Annotated in this window: 20 protein-coding genes; 6 read left to right on the top strand and 14 right to left on the bottom strand. The window is 61.9% G+C overall.

The genetic code is table 11. The annotated features are described in order from the left end of the window. Positions 1-49: 49 nt before the first annotated feature. Positions 50-1,660, bottom strand: coding sequence for an AAA family ATPase (locus G370_RS0109105; protein ID WP_026347060.1), 1,611 nt, complete (start codon positions 1,658-1,660; stop codon positions 50-52). A 149-nt stretch (positions 1,661-1,809) separates the two neighbouring features. Here G370_RS0109105 and G370_RS0109100 point away from each other — a divergent pair, with 149 nt between their 5' ends. Further along, a complete protein-coding gene (locus tag G370_RS0109100; protein WP_019660316.1) occupies positions 1,810-2,364 on the top strand; it encodes a recombinase family protein in 555 nt (184 codons plus the stop codon). On the opposite strand, the gene G370_RS0109095 is transcribed toward G370_RS0109100, so the two are convergent. Both G370_RS0109095 and G370_RS0109090 read right to left on the bottom strand, forming a co-directional pair. Beyond that, on the bottom strand, positions 2,361-2,930 hold the full coding sequence (locus G370_RS0109095; RefSeq protein ID WP_154081330.1) for a hypothetical protein: 570 nt from the start codon (positions 2,928-2,930) through the stop codon (positions 2,361-2,363). The two genes, G370_RS0109100 and G370_RS0109095, sit on opposite strands and share 4 nt — an antisense overlap. 3 nt (positions 2,931-2,933) lie before the next feature. Beyond that, positions 2,934-3,257 (bottom strand): helix-turn-helix domain-containing protein, encoded by a 324-nt coding sequence (locus G370_RS0109090; RefSeq protein WP_050563267.1) that lies wholly within the window; start codon positions 3,255-3,257, stop codon positions 2,934-2,936. Between the two features lie 272 nt (positions 3,258-3,529). On the opposite strand from G370_RS0109090, the gene G370_RS0109085 reads away from it, so the two are divergent. From G370_RS0109085 to G370_RS0109070, 4 genes are read left to right on the top strand one after another with little or no spacing between them, the layout of a single operon-like run. Continuing rightward, on the top strand, positions 3,530-3,880 hold the full coding sequence (locus G370_RS0109085; protein WP_019660313.1) for a hypothetical protein: 351 nt from the start codon (positions 3,530-3,532) through the stop codon (positions 3,878-3,880). Positions 3,881-3,930: 50 nt separating this feature from the next. After that, on the top strand, positions 3,931-4,365 hold the full coding sequence (locus G370_RS0109080; RefSeq protein ID WP_019660312.1) for a hypothetical protein: 435 nt from the start codon (positions 3,931-3,933) through the stop codon (positions 4,363-4,365). Positions 4,366-4,395: 30 nt separating this feature from the next. Beyond that, complete coding sequence (locus tag G370_RS1000000121595; protein ID WP_019660311.1) at positions 4,396-4,557, top strand: hypothetical protein; 162 nt, start codon at positions 4,396-4,398, stop codon at positions 4,555-4,557. Between the two features lie 19 nt (positions 4,558-4,576). Then, a complete protein-coding gene (locus tag G370_RS0109070) occupies positions 4,577-5,407 on the top strand; it encodes a hypothetical protein (protein WP_019660310.1) in 831 nt (276 codons plus the stop codon). Positions 5,408-5,484: 77 nt separating this feature from the next. Here G370_RS0109070 and G370_RS1000000121325 read toward each other — a convergent pair whose 3' ends face one another. The 3 genes from G370_RS1000000121325 to acuI all read right to left on the bottom strand — a co-directional run bounded on the left by G370_RS1000000121325 (position 5,485) and on the right by acuI (position 10,784). Then, entirely contained in the window at positions 5,485-6,669 is a 1,185-nt protein-coding gene (locus G370_RS1000000121325; protein ID WP_080112521.1) for a tyrosine-type recombinase/integrase, read from the bottom strand. Between the two features lie 221 nt (positions 6,670-6,890). Beyond that, on the bottom strand, positions 6,891-9,644 hold the full coding sequence (locus G370_RS0109065) for a UvrD-helicase domain-containing protein (RefSeq protein ID WP_019660309.1): 2,754 nt from the start codon (positions 9,642-9,644) through the stop codon (positions 6,891-6,893). 150 nt (positions 9,645-9,794) lie between these two features. Next, complete coding sequence (gene acuI / locus G370_RS0109060) at positions 9,795-10,784, bottom strand: acrylyl-CoA reductase (NADPH) (RefSeq protein WP_019660308.1); 990 nt, start codon at positions 10,782-10,784, stop codon at positions 9,795-9,797. A gap of 101 nt (positions 10,785-10,885) precedes the next feature. Here acuI and G370_RS0109055 point away from each other — a divergent pair, with 101 nt between their 5' ends. Continuing rightward, entirely contained in the window at positions 10,886-11,239 is a 354-nt protein-coding gene (locus G370_RS0109055; RefSeq protein ID WP_019660307.1) for a winged helix-turn-helix transcriptional regulator, read from the top strand. Between the two features lie 133 nt (positions 11,240-11,372). Here G370_RS0109055 and G370_RS0109050 read toward each other — a convergent pair whose 3' ends face one another. The 8 genes from G370_RS0109050 to G370_RS0109015 all read right to left on the bottom strand — a co-directional run bounded on the left by G370_RS0109050 (position 11,373) and on the right by G370_RS0109015 (position 19,277). Continuing rightward, on the bottom strand, positions 11,373-11,831 hold the full coding sequence (locus tag G370_RS0109050) for an outer membrane lipoprotein (RefSeq protein ID WP_019660306.1): 459 nt from the start codon (positions 11,829-11,831) through the stop codon (positions 11,373-11,375). Positions 11,832-11,839: 8 nt separating this feature from the next. Beyond that, positions 11,840-12,406, bottom strand: coding sequence for a putative periplasmic lipoprotein (locus tag G370_RS0109045; RefSeq protein ID WP_019660305.1), 567 nt, complete (start codon positions 12,404-12,406; stop codon positions 11,840-11,842). Between the two features lie 199 nt (positions 12,407-12,605). Further along, on the bottom strand, positions 12,606-14,747 hold the full coding sequence (locus G370_RS0109040) for a TonB-dependent siderophore receptor (RefSeq protein ID WP_019660304.1): 2,142 nt from the start codon (positions 14,745-14,747) through the stop codon (positions 12,606-12,608). A 236-nt stretch (positions 14,748-14,983) separates the two neighbouring features. Beyond that, positions 14,984-16,687, bottom strand: coding sequence for a hybrid sensor histidine kinase/response regulator (locus G370_RS0109035; protein WP_026347058.1), 1,704 nt, complete (start codon positions 16,685-16,687; stop codon positions 14,984-14,986). Positions 16,688-16,904: 217 nt separating this feature from the next. Beyond that, a complete protein-coding gene (locus tag G370_RS1000000121735; protein WP_019660302.1) occupies positions 16,905-17,087 on the bottom strand; it encodes a hypothetical protein in 183 nt (60 codons plus the stop codon). Positions 17,088-17,097: 10 nt separating this feature from the next. Then, positions 17,098-17,346: a hypothetical protein gene (locus G370_RS0109025; protein ID WP_019660301.1), complete on the bottom strand. Its 249-nt coding sequence runs from the start codon at positions 17,344-17,346 to the stop codon at positions 17,098-17,100. A 253-nt stretch (positions 17,347-17,599) separates the two neighbouring features. Next, positions 17,600-17,869 carry a hypothetical protein gene (locus G370_RS0109020; protein WP_019660300.1) on the bottom strand — a complete coding sequence of 90 codons (270 nt, stop codon included), beginning with the start codon at positions 17,867-17,869 and terminating at the stop codon, positions 17,600-17,602. Between the two features lie 196 nt (positions 17,870-18,065). Continuing rightward, positions 18,066-19,277: an MFS transporter gene (locus G370_RS0109015; protein WP_019660299.1), complete on the bottom strand. Its 1,212-nt coding sequence runs from the start codon at positions 19,275-19,277 to the stop codon at positions 18,066-18,068. Between the last annotated feature and the right edge of the window lie 240 nt (positions 19,278-19,517).

Raw genomic sequence — 19,517 nt, 5'->3', positions numbered from 1 at the left:
ATTTTCTATTTAAGTTGCCATGCAATGAATCCATGGGGTCAAAACCATTTCAGTCAATTTCTGGAAGCTTCGTCTTTAATTGTGCCACGAGCTGTGGCGCACGTTCATTCATAAGTACGCGTGTAAGCCATGATTCAAATAACGCGCGCGTAGTGTTCTTTAGCTTAGATGCCGCTTCAGCAAGCATTCCCTTGTCGTCAACCAACGCAAGTAACTCGGGGATATCGCGCTGCGAGACAGCTCCTATGATTCGCGCTCGTCGCTGGTCAGCTATGGCCTCAATGCTAAGGGTCTGAACTTGAGCCGCATAGTTTTTCGCAATCGCCTCAACTGTCTTGGACTTACTCAAGTCTGTTTTCTTAAGCGCGCGGTCTATGCGTCTAAGGCAATAACGTGCCACCGTCGCTTCAATAACATCATCTTGACTTACATGCGCAAAAAGTGCGTCGTACAGTTGAGCTTGTCGCTCCTCAATTTCAGCATCTGACATGTGGTCGGCTGCCGCAATCTCTCTGCTAACCTCCGGAAGCATGAGCAAATTCTCAATTTCCGAGACTGGAAGCACATGAACTGAGCCTGCATTTAATGCTTCAATTTCCTCATTGTCGTAGCCATCGGCATCGACAATTCCGACGCAGGTAATACGTGTCAGCGTCGCGTTGGATTTCATGGTTGAGACCGCGTGAAGGACATCCTTGCATGAACCACGCGGTATGACGGTCCAGCCAGGATAGATACATCGGTATATCGCCTTGTCCAAACTGGACATATCACCTTCGACGAATAGGATTGGCCGTCTGCTTCCAAGTAACAGTGTCGTCAATTCCTCACTAAACCCGCTATCTTCCGGAACAGGTTCGACACTCCAGCTAGGGACCTCAGATTGATAGTCGCCGATAACTATCTTTTGCCCCACCCGAGAGGTGGCAAATTCAAGGTCATGCGTGATGAACACAAAGGCACAATCCGGCCTTTCGTTCTCAATCCTATCCCAGAGCTTGCTCATAATAGAGCGATGCATATGAAGCTCTGGTTCGTCCACGATAAACAAAGAATTTTCTGAGGCCATCAATGCTTGACCAAGCAAGTAGAAGATTGCTCGCTCGCCATCACTCATGCTTGATGCGCTATACAGGCTGTCGCCACCAATTCTCTGGGCTTGGATGTCATCGCCGGAAACGACTAGCTCTCTATGTGGAAGCAGTTGCTCCCATATGAACTGCAGCCTCTCAAATTTCGTCGGCTCAGCGGCAGTATGGTCGCCCGAACGAACACGTTTATGACTCAGTAACGCGGTACGTGACTGCTCCGCAAACAAGGCCTGTAGTAGATAGTCGAAATCATTGAGGATACCGCCCACCTCGTCCTTGCCCCACCGATTGAGCGTGCGATGCGCGAGGCTAATATTACTACCAGTCGTCCCGAACCGCAGACCTTGAAGCGCATCAGACTCTCTAATTTTGGGAACTCCTGGCTTGAGCGTGAGTGCGCGATGCGCAGATATTCGATGAGCTCGCTCTCCGAAGTTTTTCTCAATCCATGCAGCAAGTCGTGTCTTGCCACTTCCATTGGCTCCCACAACTATTAGTGACTCGCCCTCCTTGAGAACGGTGCGCAGGGCGCTCGCAGCGGAAGTTGGTATGGAGAACTCGAATGGCATTTGCCTGTCCCAGGGCTAGCTTGCGATGAGCCTCAAGTTTCTCCTGTGCGTCTCATTTTGTATACATCTTGGGATGCCTGTCAGCATGTTCCAAATCTCATTTCAAAATGGTATTCTCAAAACATCTAGAGCTTTGGAGACTCATTGAAATGGAAATCATTGGCTACGCACGTGTCAGCTCGGCTGGTCAATCTCTGGATGTCCAACTGGACAAGCTCACCAAAGCGGGCTGCGGGAAGGTCTACCAAGAGAAGCGCTCTGGCCGTCAGGCAGAGAATCGTCCTGAGCTTCAAGCAGCTCTTGAGTACGTGCGGGATGGCGACGTGCTTGTGGTCTCCCGTCTAGACCGTGTCGCTAGGTCCGTCCTGGACTTGGCCAAGATTGCAGACAGGCTTAAGCGCAAGAACGTCAGTCTTCGCGTCTTGGACCAGGGTTTGGACACCACGACATCAGAGGGGAAGCTGATGTTCAACCTACTGGGGGCTTTCGCTGAGTTCGAGGCGGATATTCGGGCTGAGCGCCAGCGTGACGGGATTGCGCTTGCTCAGCAGAAGGGAACCAAATTTGGCCGGAAAAAGGCTTTGACAGAGGTGCAGGAGGAGCGTATCCGCAGGATGCGCGCTGAAGACGGCTTTAGCATCGAGCAGCTGGCCGAACGCTTCTCCATAAGTCGCAGTAGCGTATATCGCGCACTGCAGACCTAGCGGATGATTTTGGCCTCACGCACGAACTCAGCCATCTCCACCATCTGCCTGAACTCATCATCTATTCCGCAGTCCTCCTCTCCGGTGAGCTCCCCGCTTAACATCTCAACCAGATGCTGCACCTCGGCAACCGCTGCTTCCCGCCATCGGGTGTTGGCCACGGTGTTGTCATATCGCGCGACTTGTTCTTCGCCCCCCAAGCCAGGGAAGAACGTCTCCCACATGTCGAGGGAATACCTGAGATTGACAGATAGCTGGTCAAAGCGAGCGGAGAGGGCATTGTAGGGCTCTCTATCGTCCGAGTAGTCAGCCCTGTCGGCGAGGGAGCGAATGCCGTGGCGGAGTCCTCGGACCTCTCGATACAGCGCCAGCGGCTCGGTCTGACTCTTTCCCAGGAAGATGTGCGCCTTGAGAACGCACTCAGCAGCTAACAGCACGTCCACGAAATTCTTCACCCGGCCGGATTTGGTGAAATCCTCTGGCCGCAGTAGTCCATAGCGGCGAAGGAACTCCCGAGCATCATTGTGGTAGTGCCATGCCAAGCTCTGTCTAATGTGGTGGACCACTGGTCACTCGCGTTTAGGTCTAATGGGACTGCGCACGGCGTCGGCAGACAGCTCTGACGCTAGTTTTCGCTGCTCGGATGGTGATAGGGAGGCTGCGCTCAGAATAATCTGGGCCATTGCGTCATTGTCAGCCACCAGATAGGCCAACGGAACGCCAAGCTCCTTGGCGAGCCTATCTGCCGTGGCGAAGTCGGGTTCCGAAGTTCCCAACTCGTACCTAGTCACCCTGCTGGACACGACTTCCTCCGAGAGGCCAATTCGCCTTCCAAGCTCTCGTTGAGAGATGCCCATAGCCAAGCGCGCCTCTTTCAGGCGCTTGGTGAACATGCTGCGGAGTTTGGGAAGCGCCATGAGCCGTGAAAGAAACAGTCCTGTAGCGTCCTACAGGATGGCTTTCCCGACACCCTTCGTATGCTACATTATTTGTAGCGTGGTGCTCTCGCGGTCTTATTTGTTTTCGTGAGAACGGGTGGTGCCGCTTCGTCCGAAACCATTGCCTAGCAATGGTTTGAGGGTGATGGTCGGCTCCTAAGGTGCAAGTGATTTAGTCAACTACGCCTACAGCGCGCTGCATGGAATTGCCAACCACAGGGGGATAGATGAGTCAGCGTATGGGACCCGGCGGAACTCCCGCTCAGCAGGGAGTCCTGCCCGAGCACATCCGGCAGAACCTCAAGAAGTATCGTCAGCACGCCGAGCGCATCACATGCCTCGAATGCGGCTATGTAGGTCCGATGGGCATCAAGGCGCGCATCAAGCCTTGGTATGCCACGTGGTGGGGCAGCATTCTGCTGGCCGCGATAGCGGCGAGCATTGCCTCTGTTCTGTTTGGTGGTATCGGGACGATGGTCGCTGTCATCGTGGGCGGCCTGGCAAGCGCTCTGGGGCTCTCGGGCGGCCGGGACATTCACTCCTGCCCCAACTGCGAAGCCGACCTGCACCAGCGCTGAGTGGTGCTGGCGACGGCAATTTTCCTAACCAATCTTCAATGAGGAGTCTTATGAGCGCTTTCCGCTCGCTTTGCATTGCCATCGTTCTGTTCTTGCCAGCTGGTTGCGACAAGCTCGCGTCTAAGGCCGGTCCCGGCGAGCTGGTTTCATTCGGCTATGTTCGGCCGGTGTCATGCGAGCGGCGCGGCCCCATCAGCTACAACTGCGTAATGAGGAATCACCTTAACGGGTTGCGTGAAGTGAACATGGAGTGTGCTGGCTTTGATGCGGAGGGCCGAATGGTGGGGCGCTCCAAGAGCGTACACGCGCTGATGCACGTCACGATGCAGCCGCACGAAGAGCGAGTAGCAACGTTCTTCTATGAAAAGGGGGTGGCAACGATAGTCTGCGCTGATGTGGGAGATAGCATCCCGCCGTACGACCGCATGCGTGAACTGCTTTCCGACTCGAGGGCAAAGGACATCACGTCCGTTCTGCCCCTTTGACAACTCCAACAAGGATGAAGGCGAACCACAATGGCAGCATATGAAGTGAAGATGGGCCGCCCTGGAGGCGGCAGTGGCACGTTCGTGGTGACAGTCCACGCCAGCACCCCGGACCAAGCCCGACGTACCGCCGAGGCCCAGAATCCCGGTTACAAGGCGCAGTCTGTCTATCGCCTGCCGTACTCGAACTGACCTGACACAAGGACGAAGAATGTATAAGCAAATTGTGTTGGTGACGGCTTTGGCGCTGTACCCGCTGACGTCGCAGGCTCAAGTCATCCCGCTGGTAGTCAGTGGTCAATGGGAGTACCAAGACGCATCGCAGAAGGAGACAGATGAAGGGATGAGCCTTTGCTTCCGACTGCGGGCTGTATCGATTGCACAGAGCCCCGAGCTACGCCATTTCGGCGGTGCTCTCTGCGTGTCCAATCCTGCCGAAGGTTCGAAGCTCCTGGGTATTGCTCAGCGGCCACGTCGGGCCGGGTGCGGCTACGGAGCCGATGGTGACGCGACAGTGGTCCTGTCGGGCTTGCGGGTACTGCCCGAGGACGAAATGTACGATGAGCGACTGGAGGCCCGTCTGGTCAACGTTAAAGCCAGGCGAATCGCCTCTCCGTTGACTTCGGATTGCGGCAACAACGAGTCGTCGGCCTTCGGGGGATTTAAGGGCATCTACGACGCAATCGCGGCCCTCAAGGCGCATTCGGACTACGCCACCCTTGCGATATCGGACTTTGTGCGCGTGGATGCTGCCAGCGGTCTTGCCGAGCTGGATGCAAGCACGCAATTGTTCTTGCCGCCTGGTTCTACCGATACGCTTGTCATCTACACCGAGAACAACGCTGGCACACCCTTCCTAACCGTGGAGCGTTTCGACGGTCGGCAATGGCGGGATGTCAGTGCCGCGACGTTGCCTGGATACTTCAGCAGGAATGGCAGCAACTACTACCTCGATTGGAGTGGCGGAGTAGTCAAGGTCCGAGACCTTCCGGGGAGGAAGGCTTGGAGCTACGAGAATGGACGATTTCTCAACGAGGGCTAGCGCTTCGGGGCAACAAGTTCGACATTCTTTCGACTTAGGCGCTTAGGTACTTGCTGTGGCACAGGGGCATGGTGCTTTCAGTCGCCAGTGATTGCGAGGCAGTAATTTCCCCAGTCCGCCATGAGCGCTGCCCGCTTTTCAAGCATCTTGGTTCGCAGATAAGCGGCTTCAACTTTCCCTGCCACCTTGTGTGCAAGGGACATCTCGATGATGTCCCTTTCATGATTTGTCTTGTCAGCAGCCCAGTCTCGGAACGAACTGCGAAACCCGTGGCAAGTGGCTTCTTCGGCACCAGGAATTCCCCGCAGAACCTTCAAGGAAGACGCGGTAACTATTGGCCTGTTCGCCCTGCCGGGGAAGATGTGGGGCTTCCCGCAATTGGGCACCCTTTTCAGAAGCGCAATGGCTTCTTCGCTTAACGGAACTTCGTGCGCTTTCTTGCTCTTTGTTCGGCTGGACGGCACTGTCCACAGCTTCGCCTGCCAATCAATTTCTTCCCATTTTGCGCCTGTTGCTTCACCAGGCCGGGTGGCTGTCAGTACCTGAAGCTGTAGCGCGAGGGCTGAGAGCTCTCTTCGCTGCTCGAGCTTCTTCATGAATCCAGGCACCTCTGAGTACGGTAGGGCAGGGCGGTGCTCGACATTCTTGAGTGGCTCGGGTGCAGGTAAGAGGTGCTGCAGATTGCCTTTCCATCTCGCCGGGTTGTCGCCTGAACGAAGCTTGTTCACGCTAGCCCAATCCAGAACTCGCTCAATGCGCCCACGCAATCTCGTCGCTGTCTCTGTCTTTCTTTCCCAGATTTCATAAAGAGCACGATAGACATGGTTGGTATCGACTTCGGACACGGGAAGCTTAAGAATTGCGCTGCAGTAGGTCTCAATGGTCGACTGCCACTGGTCTGCGTGCTTTGCGTTTCGCCATGAGGGCCTGTTGGCGGCAATGAATCGTGTGGCGCACTCACCAAAGGTCATCATTCTTCCTTGCTCAGCCTTCGCTCGCTCTCGGGCGTCCCTCTTGAAGGCAATAGGGTCGATGTCCTGCCGGAGTTGTGAACGACAGTTGGCGGCAAGTTCCCGGGCCTCAGCAAGCTTGACATCCGGGTAAGGGCCTAGTCCTTTGTCGCGTTGCTTCCCCGTTGTTCTGTCTCGATAACGGAACACCCAAGTCTTCCGCCCATCCAACTTCACAAGCAGATAGAGTCCCCCTCCATCACCGTGTCTGCCCGGGGTTGCCTTGCCGATGAATGGGACCGTGAGCTTCATATGTGTTCCCTACTTTGTTCCCAACATTGTAGGGACATCTTGATTTGCTGGCCAGCGAAGGCGAACCAATTTATTTGAAATAAGACATTGAATTTATGTGTTTTTTCTGGAGGGGTGAGCTGCTCAGACTTTAAACATAAATTTTGTTCGTCTGCCACTCTCTCCGCCAGGATTCCACAAGGCCCCTGGCGACAGGGGCCTTCTTGTTTTCTCAAGCTTCTCTACCCGCGACGCCCATCCTTCGGCTTGTTGTGGCACAACGGATAGCTGGAGCACGACCGGAAGGCCCCATGCGGCCCATTGCGGTCCACGAACACGCCCACCTTGCACGCTGGGCAGCGCTCTTCCGAAATGGCCGCACCTGAAATCGCGGTCACTTCCACTGCTCCGTCCTTCACCAGCTCATCCAGGAATGGCGAGTGCTTGCCCTGCAGGGTGAACATCGCAACCGACCGCCGCGCACGCGTGAGCGCGACATAGAACAACCGTCGTTCTTCGCTCAGTGGATAGGTATCCCCGTCCGGCATTGCCAGCGAAAGCACCGGGTCATCCGCACGCAGGCTCGGGAAGCTGCGGTTGATCATGCCCGGCAGGATCACGTAGTCCGCCTCGCGCCCCTTCGATCGATGTGCGGTCAGGAACTCGACGTCCATCGTGCTGCCAAAGGCCGTCTTCCAATCCGAAGGCATCGCACCGCGATCCGCGCGATACCGCCCCAGAACAAAGACCGTCACGCGTCCATTGCGGCCCTGCGCCACCGCGCCTGACAACAGTTGCTGGTGCAGCTTCGAAAGGTACTGGCGAACGCCATCCTGCACCTCCTCACGCCGGTTCATCTGGAACGCCTGCAGCACCGGGCCGACTGCCGGCGCAGCAGAGCGGACCTTCTTGGCCATCTGCGCGGGGTTGCGGCTGATGAAGCGGCTGGAAACATCACACAGTGCCTGCGGGCAGCGGAACGTCTGCTCCAGTTTCAGCACCTGGCCATGCCCCATCCACTCGCGGAAACCGGTCATCACCGAAACGTCGGCGCCAGCGAAGCGATTGATCGACTGCCAGTCATCGCCCACCGCAAACAGATGGCGGCCCGGTTGGCTGACCAGCGCACGGCAGAGGCGCGCACGGGCGCGCGAAGCGTCCTGGAATTCGTCGGCCATCACCAGTTCGTAGGGTGATTCATAGTGGCCCTGTTCCAGCAGCCCGGCGGCCATGTTGAGCATGTCTTCGAAATCAATGCTGCGCTCGTCAGCCAGTGCATCGTCCCAGGCCTGGAAAACCGGCCCGGCGATCTCCAGGAAGCGCCGGTAGCGTTCCTTGAACTGATCCTCAGGCATCTGCCGCAGGCGCGCTGCCATATCGTCCAGCGTCAGGCAGTTGCTCTTGGCGTGCGCAATGAAGGTCCGCATCAAGCCGATCAGGTCGGCATCGGGCATCGGCCTGGCACCCTGGTCAGGCAGCTCGCGATCCGGGTTCGGGTCGAGTTCGACACCAGACGCACCCAGCCGCTCGGCCAGATCCTGCAGGGCCTGTCCACTGCGCAGGCCGAACGACGTCGTTTCGACCACTGCGGTGCCGCGTGCCGCATGCTGCGGCCGCTTCCAGTGCATCCCTTCGTTGTAGTTGGGAAAGTGCTTCGGCGGCTGGCCATCGGCATCCAGCGCAAAGTGCTCGTGACAGAGCCGGGCGTCCGGATAGTAGAAGTCCGGGCGATACTGGCGATGGGTATCCGTCGCGGTATCCAACTCGTAGCGCCGCTTGTAGTCGTACACCACGCCGTTGTAGAACAGCCAGTTGGCGATCACGCACTCGTCCAGGCTCTTTACCCGCTCGCCCTGCAGTGTGCGGATGTAGGGCGTGCCATCGCGGTCGTAGCCATCGGCCTCCATTTCCGCGCCGAATGGCGGCAGGTCGCGCCCGAACACCAGGCGGAACATGTCCCACTGGGTGCGGAAGTGGGTCGAGCGATCCTTCAGGTCGTCCACCAGGTCGGCCAGCTTGTTGAAGCCCAGCGCCGCGTCGACCGCCCATTCCGGGATATCCGGCTTGCGCCCCGTGGCCTTGGCGATGATGGACAGGCCCAGGGCGTGAAAGGTCCGGGCCTCCACTACGGTGTCGCCCATGCCGAGCCGGCTGAAGCATCGCTGTGCGCGCTCCTGCAGCTCCTGGGCGGCATCCTTGTTGAAGGCGAGCATCACGATCCGTTCGGGTTCGAAAAAGCCGCGATCAATGGCATACGCGGCCTTGGCGACCATCGTGGAGGTCTTCCCGGAGCCGGCCGCGGCCACGACCTGCACGCGGTTGTCGAAGCAGATGACGGCGCGAGCCTGCTCCTCGGTCAGCGGCCTGCTCTCGACCCGGTCCAGGAAGGGCTTGGCCAGACCCAGTTCGCGGGTCGCCATTGCCTCATTGGCGTCCGCCCACACGGCGGGCCAATCCAGCTGCCAGTCGTGCAGTGCGTCCAGCGCCATGCGGTGGCCGGGCGCGTGCAGGTCGTCGTGCACCTCCTCGTCGAGGAACAGCTGCTCGAGCTCGGCTGACGGGAGGGGCAGGGTGGGGCGGTCGGCCAGCAGCGCCTGCTGCTGTTCGTGCGTGATCCAGCGGCGGCCGGTGGTGCCTCGGTCGGTAAGCGCATCTGCCTCGGCCAGCCACGCCTGGATCTGCGCCAGAACGCGCTCAAACAGTGCCTTGCGCCCCCGCCTGGAGCGCGCGAAAAGCACGTGCTGCACGGCAGCCGCAAGCCGGGAGCCCTGGCTGTTGGGCAGCCCATCCACGGACAGTGCCTCACCGCGCTCGGTCGTCAGTTCGACCCTGGACCAGAGCACGCCGCGAACGACCCGCACGCTGTGTTCGTTCGCTACATGCTGGCGGTACTGCCTGCCGTCGATCAAAAGCGCGACCTGTTCGCCATCCAGCCGCAACTGCCAGTCCGGCGAGCGGGTCACACGCTGGCCCCAGCGCGAGGGGCGCCATTCCATAGACATCCAGATACTGCCTTGCGTACGTCACCGGGCGTAAAGCGCCCTTGCCGACCCATGATAAGGCGGCTTGGCATGGCACGCTGCGTTTCCGGTCACTCGCACACGCGCGCCAGCGATGGCATTGCACCCTCGCCAGCGCGACAGGCGTCAGGCGTTCACATCCACGACGATGCGGCCGCGCACCTTGCCGGGGATGATCTGCTCATAGACATCCAGCACCTCTGCCAGGCCGATCTGCTGCACGGTGCTTTCCAGCTTCCGCGGATCCAGGTCGGTCGCGAGCCGATCCCAGGCGCGCTGGCGAACCTCTTGTGGCGCATTCACCGAATCGATGCCAGCAAGGGTCACATTGCGCAGGATGAAGGGCAGCACCGAGCCGTGCAGCGCATCGCTCTGGGCCAGGCCACAGGCGGCCACGGCACCGCGGTACTTCGTTTCGGCGATGGCATTGACCAGCGTCGTGCCGCCGGCCACATCCACCACGCCGGCCCAGCGCTCGGCACTCACCGGCCGCTCGCGCGGCTCCGAAAGCTGCGCACGATCGATGATCTCGGCCGCACCCAGGTTGTGCAGATAGTCGGCGTGCTCCGGTCGCCCGGTGGCGGCCACCACGCGGTAGCCCAGCTTCGAGAGGATCGCCACCGCGATCGAGCCGACGCCGCCGTTGGCGCCGGTGACCAGCACATCGCCCTGTGCAGGCGCCACCCCGGCATGTTCCAGGGCCAGCACGCACAGCATCGCGGTGTAGCCAGCGGTGCCGATGGCCATGGCGTCGCGGGTTGTCAGGTTGTCGGGAATCCGGTTGAGCCACTCGCCCCGCACGCGCGCGCGCTGGGCCAGGCCGCCGTGGTGGCCCATGCTCAGGTCCCAGCCATTGAGCACGACGCGATCGCCTGGCTTGAAGTTGGCCCTGCTGGATTCCAGCACTACGCCTGCCAGATCGATGCCGGGAATGAGCGGAAACGTCCGGATGATCGGACTCTTGCCGGTGAGGGCAAGCGCATCCTTGTAGTTGAGCGTGGAGTACTCGACCTGTACCAGGACGTCGCCGTCCATCAGGTCGGCCTCGTCGAAATCGACCAGCTCGGTCGAGAGCTGGTTGTTCGTCTTGCGGGTCAGCAGTGCTTTGAACGTCATGGATGGCCTCACATTCATGGGATGGGGCCATGCTAGGCTCGCGCCTCTATCGCAACAAGAACGACGATTTTCCGTAGGTACTATGGTTTTCCGGAGTATGCATGCGTAGCAAACGGTGGGACGGCAAGAGTGGTTGCGCGGTGGAAGTCACGCTGTCGGTCATCGGTGGCGTGTGGAAGCCGATCATTCTGTTTCACCTGATGACCGGCAAGCGGCGTTTCATGGAGCTGACCCGGCGGGTGCCCAATGCCACCCAGTCCATGCTCACCAGCCAGCTGCGTGAACTGGAAGCAGATGGCGTTGTGATCCGCCACGTGTACCCGGAAGTGCCGCCGAAGGTGGAATACGAGCTGTCCGAGTTCGGCCGCACGCTGGTGCCGGTGCTGCTGGCCATGCGCGAGTGGGGAGAAACCTATCGCGGCCATGGAAGCACGGAAGGCGATTGCCAGGGTTGAAGACACTTCCGGTTCCACTGCGGCGGCGCATTCCGGCCGGATGCGCTCGCGCTTACACGCAATACGGATGGGTTGAATGACACCACCCGTAGCGGCTGGAGCGATGCCCCTGGCAGGAGGGGCACCACGGGTACTACGGAGCAGCTTTCGGTTGACGCGGATCGGCAATGATCCGCGAGGGGGATCCATACAGCACCAAGACTCGCGTGCCGGTGCTGAACACCGGGTCCGGGCCCTGCACAACGGTCATCAGATTGCCGTTCTCCGTCTGCACCACGTACTCCAGGCCCTTGGCCTGGGAGAGTGCGCGTTCAGAGGCCGCACCGGCAATCGCGCCTGCCACCAGGCCGCCAATGGCACCGATGGCCGCTGCCTGGTCGCTGCCGCCGATGGTGGAGCCGGCCACCCCGCCAGCCGCAGCGCCGGCAACGGCTCCGCCTCCCTGCGAACCGTCGATACTGACCGCGCGAACGCTGACGACCGTACCGCCCACCGTGCGGTTGACCTGTCCCACCGAGCCGATGGAGTAACTGTCGGTGCGCACGTTGGGTGCGCAGGCCGTCAGCATTGCCGCCACCGAAGCGGTCAGCAACGGGCGTCTCACGGCGCTTCCTGCTTGTTGGGGAACATCGGCTTGGTGATGTCCACGGTCTCCAGCGCCTGCAGGAACTGGGCGATGTTGTTCTGCGCCGAGCGGCTGATGGATTCGCGAGCGCGAATGACACCGGCAAATGCATAGTTGAACGGCACCTCGCCGGAAGCGCTGACGTCCTGGGTGTAGACGATGCTGCCGGTGGCACGATCGATCAGCTCATAACGGGCGATCGTCTTTGTGGTCATCGATGCCCCGAAACTGGGAATGTCAATGGCCAGGATCTTCACCGACAGGCTCAGCTTCACCGGTGCATCGTCGCGGAACACCGCCATCTTGTTCAGTGCTTCGGTCAGCGCGTTCTGCCACATCTGCGGCACTTCGTGCTGGGCCTGCGCCGGGATCTTGCCTTTGGCCTCGTCCGGGCGTGCCAGTGTGACCGTCAGCGACTTCAGCTCACCGTCGATCTTCTTGCTGCTGACCCCGACGTTCGGCACCGAGAAATTGAGCGGCGGATTGGTGGTGCAGCCCACCAGCGACACAGCGAGGATCGCTGCGAACAGAAACTTCTTCATCCATTTTCCCCTGTGGTTACGCTGAAACATCCATGGTGTGTCTCGTGCTCGTCCGCAACGTCCGTGCTGCACCGCGTGCTTTGCCGCCGGCGACCTGCTGGTGTGGCTGAACGCGCGAAAGCATACCTGAATCGGGGGCGCATGCGCGGCCCGCCCCGCGGCTCGCCTGAATTCCCAAAAGGGGGACCGGATCAATGGATCAGAAGCGGTAGGCCGCCTGCACATACACCCGTCGCGGCTCGCCCGGGAAATGCCCGTTGCGCTCGATGAAGCCGCTGGCCGCGTACACCTTGTCGAACAGGTTCTTGACGTTGGCCTGGAACTGCCACTGCTTCCACGTGGTCTTCCAGCTCATGTCGAACGCCGTGTAAGCCTTGACCGTCTGCCCATCCAGGCTGACACGCTGGCCCACATGGTCGGCGCCGAAGCCAATGGCCGAATTGATCGACGGCAGGTCGTAGCGCGTCCACAGGCCGAGCTTGTTGCGTGGCGCATTCGCGAAGCGGTCTCCGGAGGCATTGGTGATGCCGTTCGGGCCGGCATCCTTCACCCGTGCGTCGTTGTAGGCGTAGGTCAGGTTCACCACCCAGCGCTCGGTCACGTCGGCCAGCAGGTCCAGTTCCATGCCCGTGCTGCGTACCAGGCCCAGCGCGGCCAGCTGGTTCACGCCGTCCCGCACTTCGCCGGTGGCCTGCACGATCTTGCTGCGGTCGATGCGGTAGGCCGCCATGTTCAGGGTCACACGGTCGGCCAGCAGGGATTTCAGGCCGATTTCCCATTGCCTGCTGCGCTCAGCGTCGAAGGGCCCACCGGCTGCCGGATTCTGGTTGGCGGCACTCTGCGGCACGAAGCCGCTGGCGATGTTGGCATACAGGTTCACGCCGTCCCGGACGGTAAAGGTACTGCCCAGCCGCCAGCTGAGGTCGTTGCCATCCACGCTGCCACCAGTGATGCGATCGTCGTCCTGGAAACCATCCCAACGCAGTCCGGCCAGCACATGCCAGCGCGTGCCCAGTGCCAGCTCATCCTGCAGATAGCCACCGTAACGCTTGCTGCGGGTGGCGGTGCTGCGCCAGGGCAGGGCGGCCAGATTGTAGTCGTGCCAGGTGCTGGCGCCATAGACCGGGTTGAACAGATCGATGCCGCGCACCGGACCGGCGCCGCGTGCCAGGTCGGCACTGTTGGCGGTCTGCGCGGTGAAGTCGGCGTCGAGCTGGTAGACGTCGGCGCCGAACAGCACCTTGTGTTCGATACGGCCGGTGTTGATCCGCCATACGGCATTGCCGCTGGCGGTGAACGCCTCGTTGTCGCGGATCTGGTTGCGCAGCTGGCGCGTCATCCACTCGGCCACGCCATCGCGGTCACGGTCGATCAGCCCCATCGGTTCGTGGTACATCTGGTGCTCGTTGTTGCTGAACCAGCGCGCAGCAATATCCACGTCCAGCGTATCGAGCGGTGCGAAGCGATACTGCGCCAGCGCCACCCTGGCGCGCATGTCGAGGAAATCACTGGCCTCGTTGTGGTTCCATCGCCGGTCGGTCAGGAAGGTGCCGGCATCGTTCACTGGGACGCCCCGGAGCCGGTTGCCGCCCAGGTTCTGGGTGATGTCGGTGAACTGCAGCACCAGCTCGCCGGTCTGGCCAACGTCGAAGGCCAGCGAGGCGTCGCCGATCACGCTTTCGCTGTCGGCATTCCAGCGTACGCCCTGCTCGCTGTCGGCATAGAGGCCGGCGCGATAGCGAATGCTGCCGCTGGCATTCAAGGGGCCGGTGCCTTCGATCGACCCGGCGCGGAAGTCCTTGTCGCCTGCCTGCAGCTCGATGCGGTGTTCGGCGCGCGCCTTGGGCTTGCGCGTCACATAGTTGATGACACCGCCCGCATCACCACCGCCGTACAGCGCACCGGCCGGACCCTTCAGCACTTCCACGCGTTCGATGTTGAACAGCTGCGGTACCGAGAAGCCTGCATAGGGATCACCGCGCAGACCGTCGTAGAGCACGTTTTCCTGGCGGAAACCGCGCAAGGTAACGCCGGCATAGCTGAAGAAGCTGATGCCGCTGATGCTGCGATACAGGTCGGTGACCTGACGCGCGGCCTGGTCGTCGATCAGCTCGCGCGGCACGACCTGGATCGACTGAGGGACCCGTTCCAGAGGCGTGTCAGTGCGAGTGCCGACAGCGGCATCGTTGGCGCGGTACAGCGTCTGCGCGCGGCCGCGGACTTCGACCTTGTCCAGATCCTTCGGGGCGTCGGCTGGGGCTTGGGAGGCCAATGCAGGCGTCGCCAGGGAAAGGGACAGCGCCGCGCAGAGCGCGTTCTTCAGAAGGGCGGGAAGGGGCATGAGGGAGTCAGGATGGGCTGCAAATGAGAAAGATTAGCATTTGCAAAGGTTCGTGGCCCATCCCCCCTGGTGCGCTGTGGACGCAGGCTCGGGTGGGTGTACGGTGTGCCCGGCAAAGCCACCCGCACACCGGTGCGGCCCCGCACGTGCCATCAGCGGTGCGAGGTCGGCGACAAAGCGTCCGCGCTGGAGTCCTCACTGGAACGCGGATTCGGTTCGCTTCAGCAACGCGCCCGCTAGGGCGATGCCACCACGGCCTGCGCGCGGCGCGCGGCCTCGGTCATTACCGAGGCCAGCTGCTTCAACGAGTAAGGCTTGCGCAGCAGGGTAAAGCCGTGGCCCGGATCCCGGGCAAGCAACTCGCTGTAGCCGCTGGTGAGGATGACGGGGAGCTCTGGCAGGCGGTCGCGGATGGTGCGGGCCAGATCCAGGCCGTTCATGCCCGGCATCACGACGTCGCTGAACACCACGTGGAAGCGCGAGGCATCCCGTTCCAGCTCCGCCAAGGCCTCGTCTGCATTGCGCGCAAGCATCACGCTGTAATCGAGCTCGCGCAGGGCGCCAACCGCAAATTCGGCCACGTCGACGTTGTCTTCCACCACGAGCACGCAGACGCCGTGGCCATGCTGCAGCCCCGATTGCGCCGCCGGCCGTTCCGTCGTTTCTCCTGCCTGCGCCAGCGGCAGGTACAGCGTAAAGCGGCTACCGGCGCCCGCCTGGCTCTGCACGTCCACCTCGCCTTCGGACTGCTTGACGAAACCGAACACCTGGCTGAGACCGAGCCCGGTCCCGGCACCGACGCTCTTGGTGGTGAAGAAGGGCTCGAAGATGCGGTCGACCACTGCAGGGTCGATGCCTGCGCCGGTATCGGTGACACTGATGGCAGCAAAGTCGCCCTTCATCGGGGCGGCGAAGCGCACCGAAGGCACCGCAGTGACCTGTTCCACTTCGATGGTCACCCTGCCGTGCCCGTCGATCGCATCGCGGGCGTTGACCGCGATGTTGATCAATGCGGTGTCGAGTTGGGTCCGGTCCAGCAGCACCGGCAACGGCGTACTCGGCAACGACAACGATACCTGGATGCGCGCGCCCAGAACCGTGGTGATGATATCCGAGAGCGCGCGCACGCTTTCGCACAGATCGAAGACCTCCGGCGACAGGCTCTGGCGGCGCGAAAATGCAAGGAGTTGCGCGGTCAGCTTGGTGGCGCGGTCCGATGCTGCTGCAATGGCCTGGATGTAGCGGCGTCGGTTGTCATCTGCCGGCCACGTGTGCAGGAGCATGTCCACCGAACCGGTGATGACCTGCAACAGGTTGTTGAAGTCGTGCGCCACGCCGCCGGTAAGCTGGCCGATCGCCTCCAGCTTCTGCGACTGGCGCAGCTGCTCGCGGGCGCGTACCAGTTCCAGGTGGGCTTCCCGCGCCTGCTCGGTGATCGCCGCGACCTGCCGGCTGTGCAGGTCGCGCTCGATCACCCGTTCGGTCTGCTCGCTGACCACGCACAGGATGCCGGCAACGCTGCCGCAGCCGACGCGCAGCGGTGAATAGGAGAACGTCCAGAACGTTTCGCGCATCGAGCCGTCGCGATCCATCATCAATGGCAGGTTCTTGAAGCTGCGGCTGGTGCCGGCAAAGGCATCGTTGACCGCCTGCGCAACGTCCGGCCACACATCGGCCCAGACATCCTCCAGGCGGTTGCCCATCGCGCCGTGCAGCTTTCCTCCCAGCAAGGGCAGGTAGGCATCATTGAAGAAGAAGGCCTTGTCTTCCTTGCCCCAGGCGAGCCAGAGGGGTTCGGGCGAATCAAGGATCATCGCCAGCAACATGCGGAGCTCGGCCGGTGCGCTCGCGGCAGTGGCCGAACGCGCCCAGTCACTGTCCTGCAGCAGTCGGTAGGCAAGCTGCTCAGGCGCCGAGACGGGCAGGGGAAAAGGATGCATGGCCGCCATTGGCGCAGGAAGGTGGCGCAGCATAGCCGAGTGGATGTCATGGCGCCCTGCACATCACCGGCATGAAGGGCATCACCACTTCGGTTGACGGGGCAGCGTTGCACCTCTGTCCTGCAGGTTGCCGCGATCGGGACCGCCGCGCGCTGCTCACTACGCCCGCGGACTCTGCCCCTGGCGGAAGGTCGCGAAGGCGGCCTGATCGCCGCGTCTAGTCCTCACGTGCGCTCCGCGCGGCGAGGGCGTCGCGGCCGGCGTCGGTAAGATCGATATCCCCGTCTTCCGCCTGTACCGCCAAACCCGCGTTGACTGCCCACGTCGCCGCGTCGCCGCGCACCGGTTGCGCAGCGGCGATTGCCTCCAGGATCTCCCGCTGTTGCGCCGTCATGCCCATGAGCCGGCCCTCAGATGCCCAGCAACGAGGTCGGTTGCCAATCCGACAGCCTGGCGTGGCTGACCGGTTGGTGGCAGCCGCACTCGTCGCAGCGGAACAGTGCTCCACCCGGAAGGTGAACCAGATTGTCTTCGCTGGCCGAACTGGTCGAGGAGCAATGCCGGCAGGTAACAGTGAGCGCAGTGATGCGCTGCACGCCGCCGGACAGATCGAACACGGCCTCGAATGCGCGAATGACAGGATGGGCAGTGTCCGGCATCTGGATCTCGACAGGGCAGGGAGGTTGGGAAATCGCATCGTCGCGCGTTGGCCGTGATGGCGCAGTCAGCCAGATGCATGGACACGATCAAGACAGGCGCGGCAATGGGGAGCGGTTCCTTTTCAGGGATCCTTTCCAATCAGGTCCCACGGCTTGTCACAGCCGTCGCGCTCGCTTGATCACACTCCACGCCCTTGTTGCAGCGGGTCCCGCAGGACAATGAAGGCGGCAGAAGAAGTCCCGCCCTGCCGGCTCAGGCGATGCAGATCATCAGTACCGTGCACAGCACCAGCATCAGCACGAACACACGCCGGCTCAGCGCCAGGCACGCCAGATAGGCGGCCAGCGCCCATGCAGCCAGCAGCGCGCAGGCCACCAGCCACAGCCCGATGGCCATCACCGATCCGGCCGCCAATGCAGATAACGCGATGGCCTTGAACAGCGCCACGCCCAGCACACTGCCCAGCATGCCGGCCTGCAAGGCAATGGCATCGTGGTGGGCAGGAACGCGGTGGTGGCGCATTGCGGGTCCGGTGCAGGCCGAGGGGCGTCGGCTGCACTTTGCCCAAAGGCACATCCACGAAATGTGTTCATTGCACCCGAAGCGCGTGGTCGAGCATCCTTGGTGGAACACCCCTCGGCAGATTGCAGGTGCTGCCGGTACGAAGCGCCGTGCTGGTCAAGGCGCTGGCATCCACTTGCCTGTGAATGCCGGTTCTTCAGTGGCTGCCGGCGACGGCGGCCTTACGCTTCCTGTCCAGTGACACCGCCACGCACCACAGCAGCAGGCCGCCAATGGCAGTGGCCGCACCGACATAGCCGGTGCTGGCCGGGCTGAAGCCGGCGCTGATCGCCATGCCGCCCAGCCAGGGGCCGAGCGCATTGGCGGTATTGAACGCGGCGTGGTTGGAGGCGGCCGCCAGCGTCTGTGCTTCACCGGCCACGTCCATCAGGCGGGTCTGCAGCACTGCCGCCAGCGCGCCCATGGTGCCGACGGTGATGATCATCGGGCCGATCGTCCACACGGACTGCGCGGCCAGCGGATACAGCAGCAGCATCAGGATCGACCACAGCAGGACCACGGCGGCGGCCTTGAAGTGGAACCTGTCCACCAGCCAGCCACCGGCGATGTTGCCGATGATCGCGCCGATGCCGAACACGCCCACCGCCAGCGGCATCCACGATTCGGCCACGCCGGTGACCTGCACCAGGGTCGGAGCCAGGTAAGTGAACACGCAGAACATGCCAGCGAAGCCGACTGCGCCGATTGCCAACGCCAGCCACACCTGGGACGTGTTGAAGGCGCGCAGTTCGCGCATCGGCGAGGTGCGCACCTCGTCCGGATCCGGCAGCAGGAAGCGGGCGATCATCGCCACGGTGGCGATGGCCAGCACGCTGACCAGGGCAAAGGCGGTGCGCCAGCTCAGCTGCTGGCCCAGCCAGGTGGTCAGCGGGTTGCCGACCAGGATTGCGATCGACAGGCCCAGCAGCACCCGCGACATCGCCTGGCCGCGCTGGCCGGCAGGGCTGATCGCCGCGGCCACCAGCATCGCAACGCCGAAGTAGGCGCCATGCGGGAGGCCGGCGACGAAGCGTGCCGCCAGCATGGTGCCGTAATTGGGTGCCAGCGCGCTGGCGAGGTTGCCCACCGCGTAGAAGCCCATCAGCGCCAACAAGAGCTTGCGGCGCGGGAAGCTGGCACCCACGAAGGCGAGGATCGGCGCACCGACGACAACGCCGATGGCATAGGCGCTGATCAGGTGACCGACCTGCGTTTCGGAGATCGACAAGCCGCGACTGATCTCCAGCATCAGGCCCATGCTGGCGAACTCGCTGGTCCCGATGGCGAAGCCACCCAGAGACAGGGCGAGGATGATCAGGGTGCGCTGACGGGGCGTCAGCCGCGCAGCCAGGGAAGAGGTGGGGCTCATGCGGGGGCGCGACGGGGCGGGGGAGCCCCCCATTGTACTGCTGCACCGCAACAAGGGCAGCAGCGCTCAGGTAAATCAGCGTTCGATCAGTGACACGCCGCCCCCCGCTGTCCGTGCGGCCTGGTCAGATGCCCAGCGCTGCCCGGGCGTGCGCGTACTTGCCGCGCAGGCGCCCGGCCGTCGCCGTGTCGAGCATCGCCAGGCGCTGCGGATCGGCGTTGTCATCCAGATCGGCCCGCT

Origin of the sequence: Stenotrophomonas hibiscicola ATCC 19867 (genome assembly GCF_000382065.1) — a bacterium.
Classification (GTDB): Bacteria; Pseudomonadota; Gammaproteobacteria; order Xanthomonadales; family Xanthomonadaceae; genus Stenotrophomonas; species Stenotrophomonas hibiscicola.
This window is presented reverse-complemented; position numbering and strand designations above follow the sequence as displayed.

What these genes read in the sequence shown, in the direction of transcription:
- G370_RS0109105 (WP_026347060.1), bottom strand. Translation starts at nt 1,660, where the DNA reads ATGCCATTCGAGTTCTCCATACCAACTTCCGCTGCGAGCGCCCTGCGC.
- G370_RS0109100 (WP_019660316.1), top strand. Translation starts at nt 1,810, where the DNA reads ATGGAAATCATTGGCTACGCACGTGTCAGCTCGGCTGGTCAATCTCTG.
- G370_RS0109090 (WP_050563267.1), bottom strand. Translation starts at nt 3,257, where the DNA reads ATGTTCACCAAGCGCCTGAAAGAGGCGCGCTTGGCTATGGGCATCTCT.
- G370_RS0109085 (WP_019660313.1), top strand. Translation starts at nt 3,530, where the DNA reads ATGAGTCAGCGTATGGGACCCGGCGGAACTCCCGCTCAGCAGGGAGTC.
- G370_RS0109080 (WP_019660312.1), top strand. Translation starts at nt 3,931, where the DNA reads ATGAGCGCTTTCCGCTCGCTTTGCATTGCCATCGTTCTGTTCTTGCCA.
- G370_RS1000000121595 (WP_019660311.1), top strand. Translation starts at nt 4,396, where the DNA reads ATGGCAGCATATGAAGTGAAGATGGGCCGCCCTGGAGGCGGCAGTGGC.
- G370_RS0109070 (WP_019660310.1), top strand. Translation starts at nt 4,577, where the DNA reads ATGTATAAGCAAATTGTGTTGGTGACGGCTTTGGCGCTGTACCCGCTG.
- G370_RS1000000121325 (WP_080112521.1), bottom strand. Translation starts at nt 6,669, where the DNA reads ATGAAGCTCACGGTCCCATTCATCGGCAAGGCAACCCCGGGCAGACAC.
- G370_RS0109065 (WP_019660309.1), bottom strand. Translation starts at nt 9,644, where the DNA reads ATGGAATGGCGCCCCTCGCGCTGGGGCCAGCGTGTGACCCGCTCGCCG.
- acuI (WP_019660308.1), bottom strand. Translation starts at nt 10,784, where the DNA reads ATGACGTTCAAAGCACTGCTGACCCGCAAGACGAACAACCAGCTCTCG.
- G370_RS0109055 (WP_019660307.1), top strand. Translation starts at nt 10,886, where the DNA reads ATGCGTAGCAAACGGTGGGACGGCAAGAGTGGTTGCGCGGTGGAAGTC.
- G370_RS0109045 (WP_019660305.1), bottom strand. Translation starts at nt 12,406, where the DNA reads ATGAAGAAGTTTCTGTTCGCAGCGATCCTCGCTGTGTCGCTGGTGGGC.
- G370_RS0109040 (WP_019660304.1), bottom strand. Translation starts at nt 14,747, where the DNA reads ATGCCCCTTCCCGCCCTTCTGAAGAACGCGCTCTGCGCGGCGCTGTCC.
- G370_RS0109035 (WP_026347058.1), bottom strand. Translation starts at nt 16,687, where the DNA reads ATGCATCCTTTTCCCCTGCCCGTCTCGGCGCCTGAGCAGCTTGCCTAC.
- G370_RS1000000121735 (WP_019660302.1), bottom strand. Translation starts at nt 17,087, where the DNA reads ATGGGCATGACGGCGCAACAGCGGGAGATCCTGGAGGCAATCGCCGCT.
- G370_RS0109025 (WP_019660301.1), bottom strand. Translation starts at nt 17,346, where the DNA reads ATGCCGGACACTGCCCATCCTGTCATTCGCGCATTCGAGGCCGTGTTC.
- G370_RS0109020 (WP_019660300.1), bottom strand. Translation starts at nt 17,869, where the DNA reads ATGCGCCACCACCGCGTTCCTGCCCACCACGATGCCATTGCCTTGCAG.
- G370_RS0109015 (WP_019660299.1), bottom strand. Translation starts at nt 19,277, where the DNA reads ATGAGCCCCACCTCTTCCCTGGCTGCGCGGCTGACGCCCCGTCAGCGC.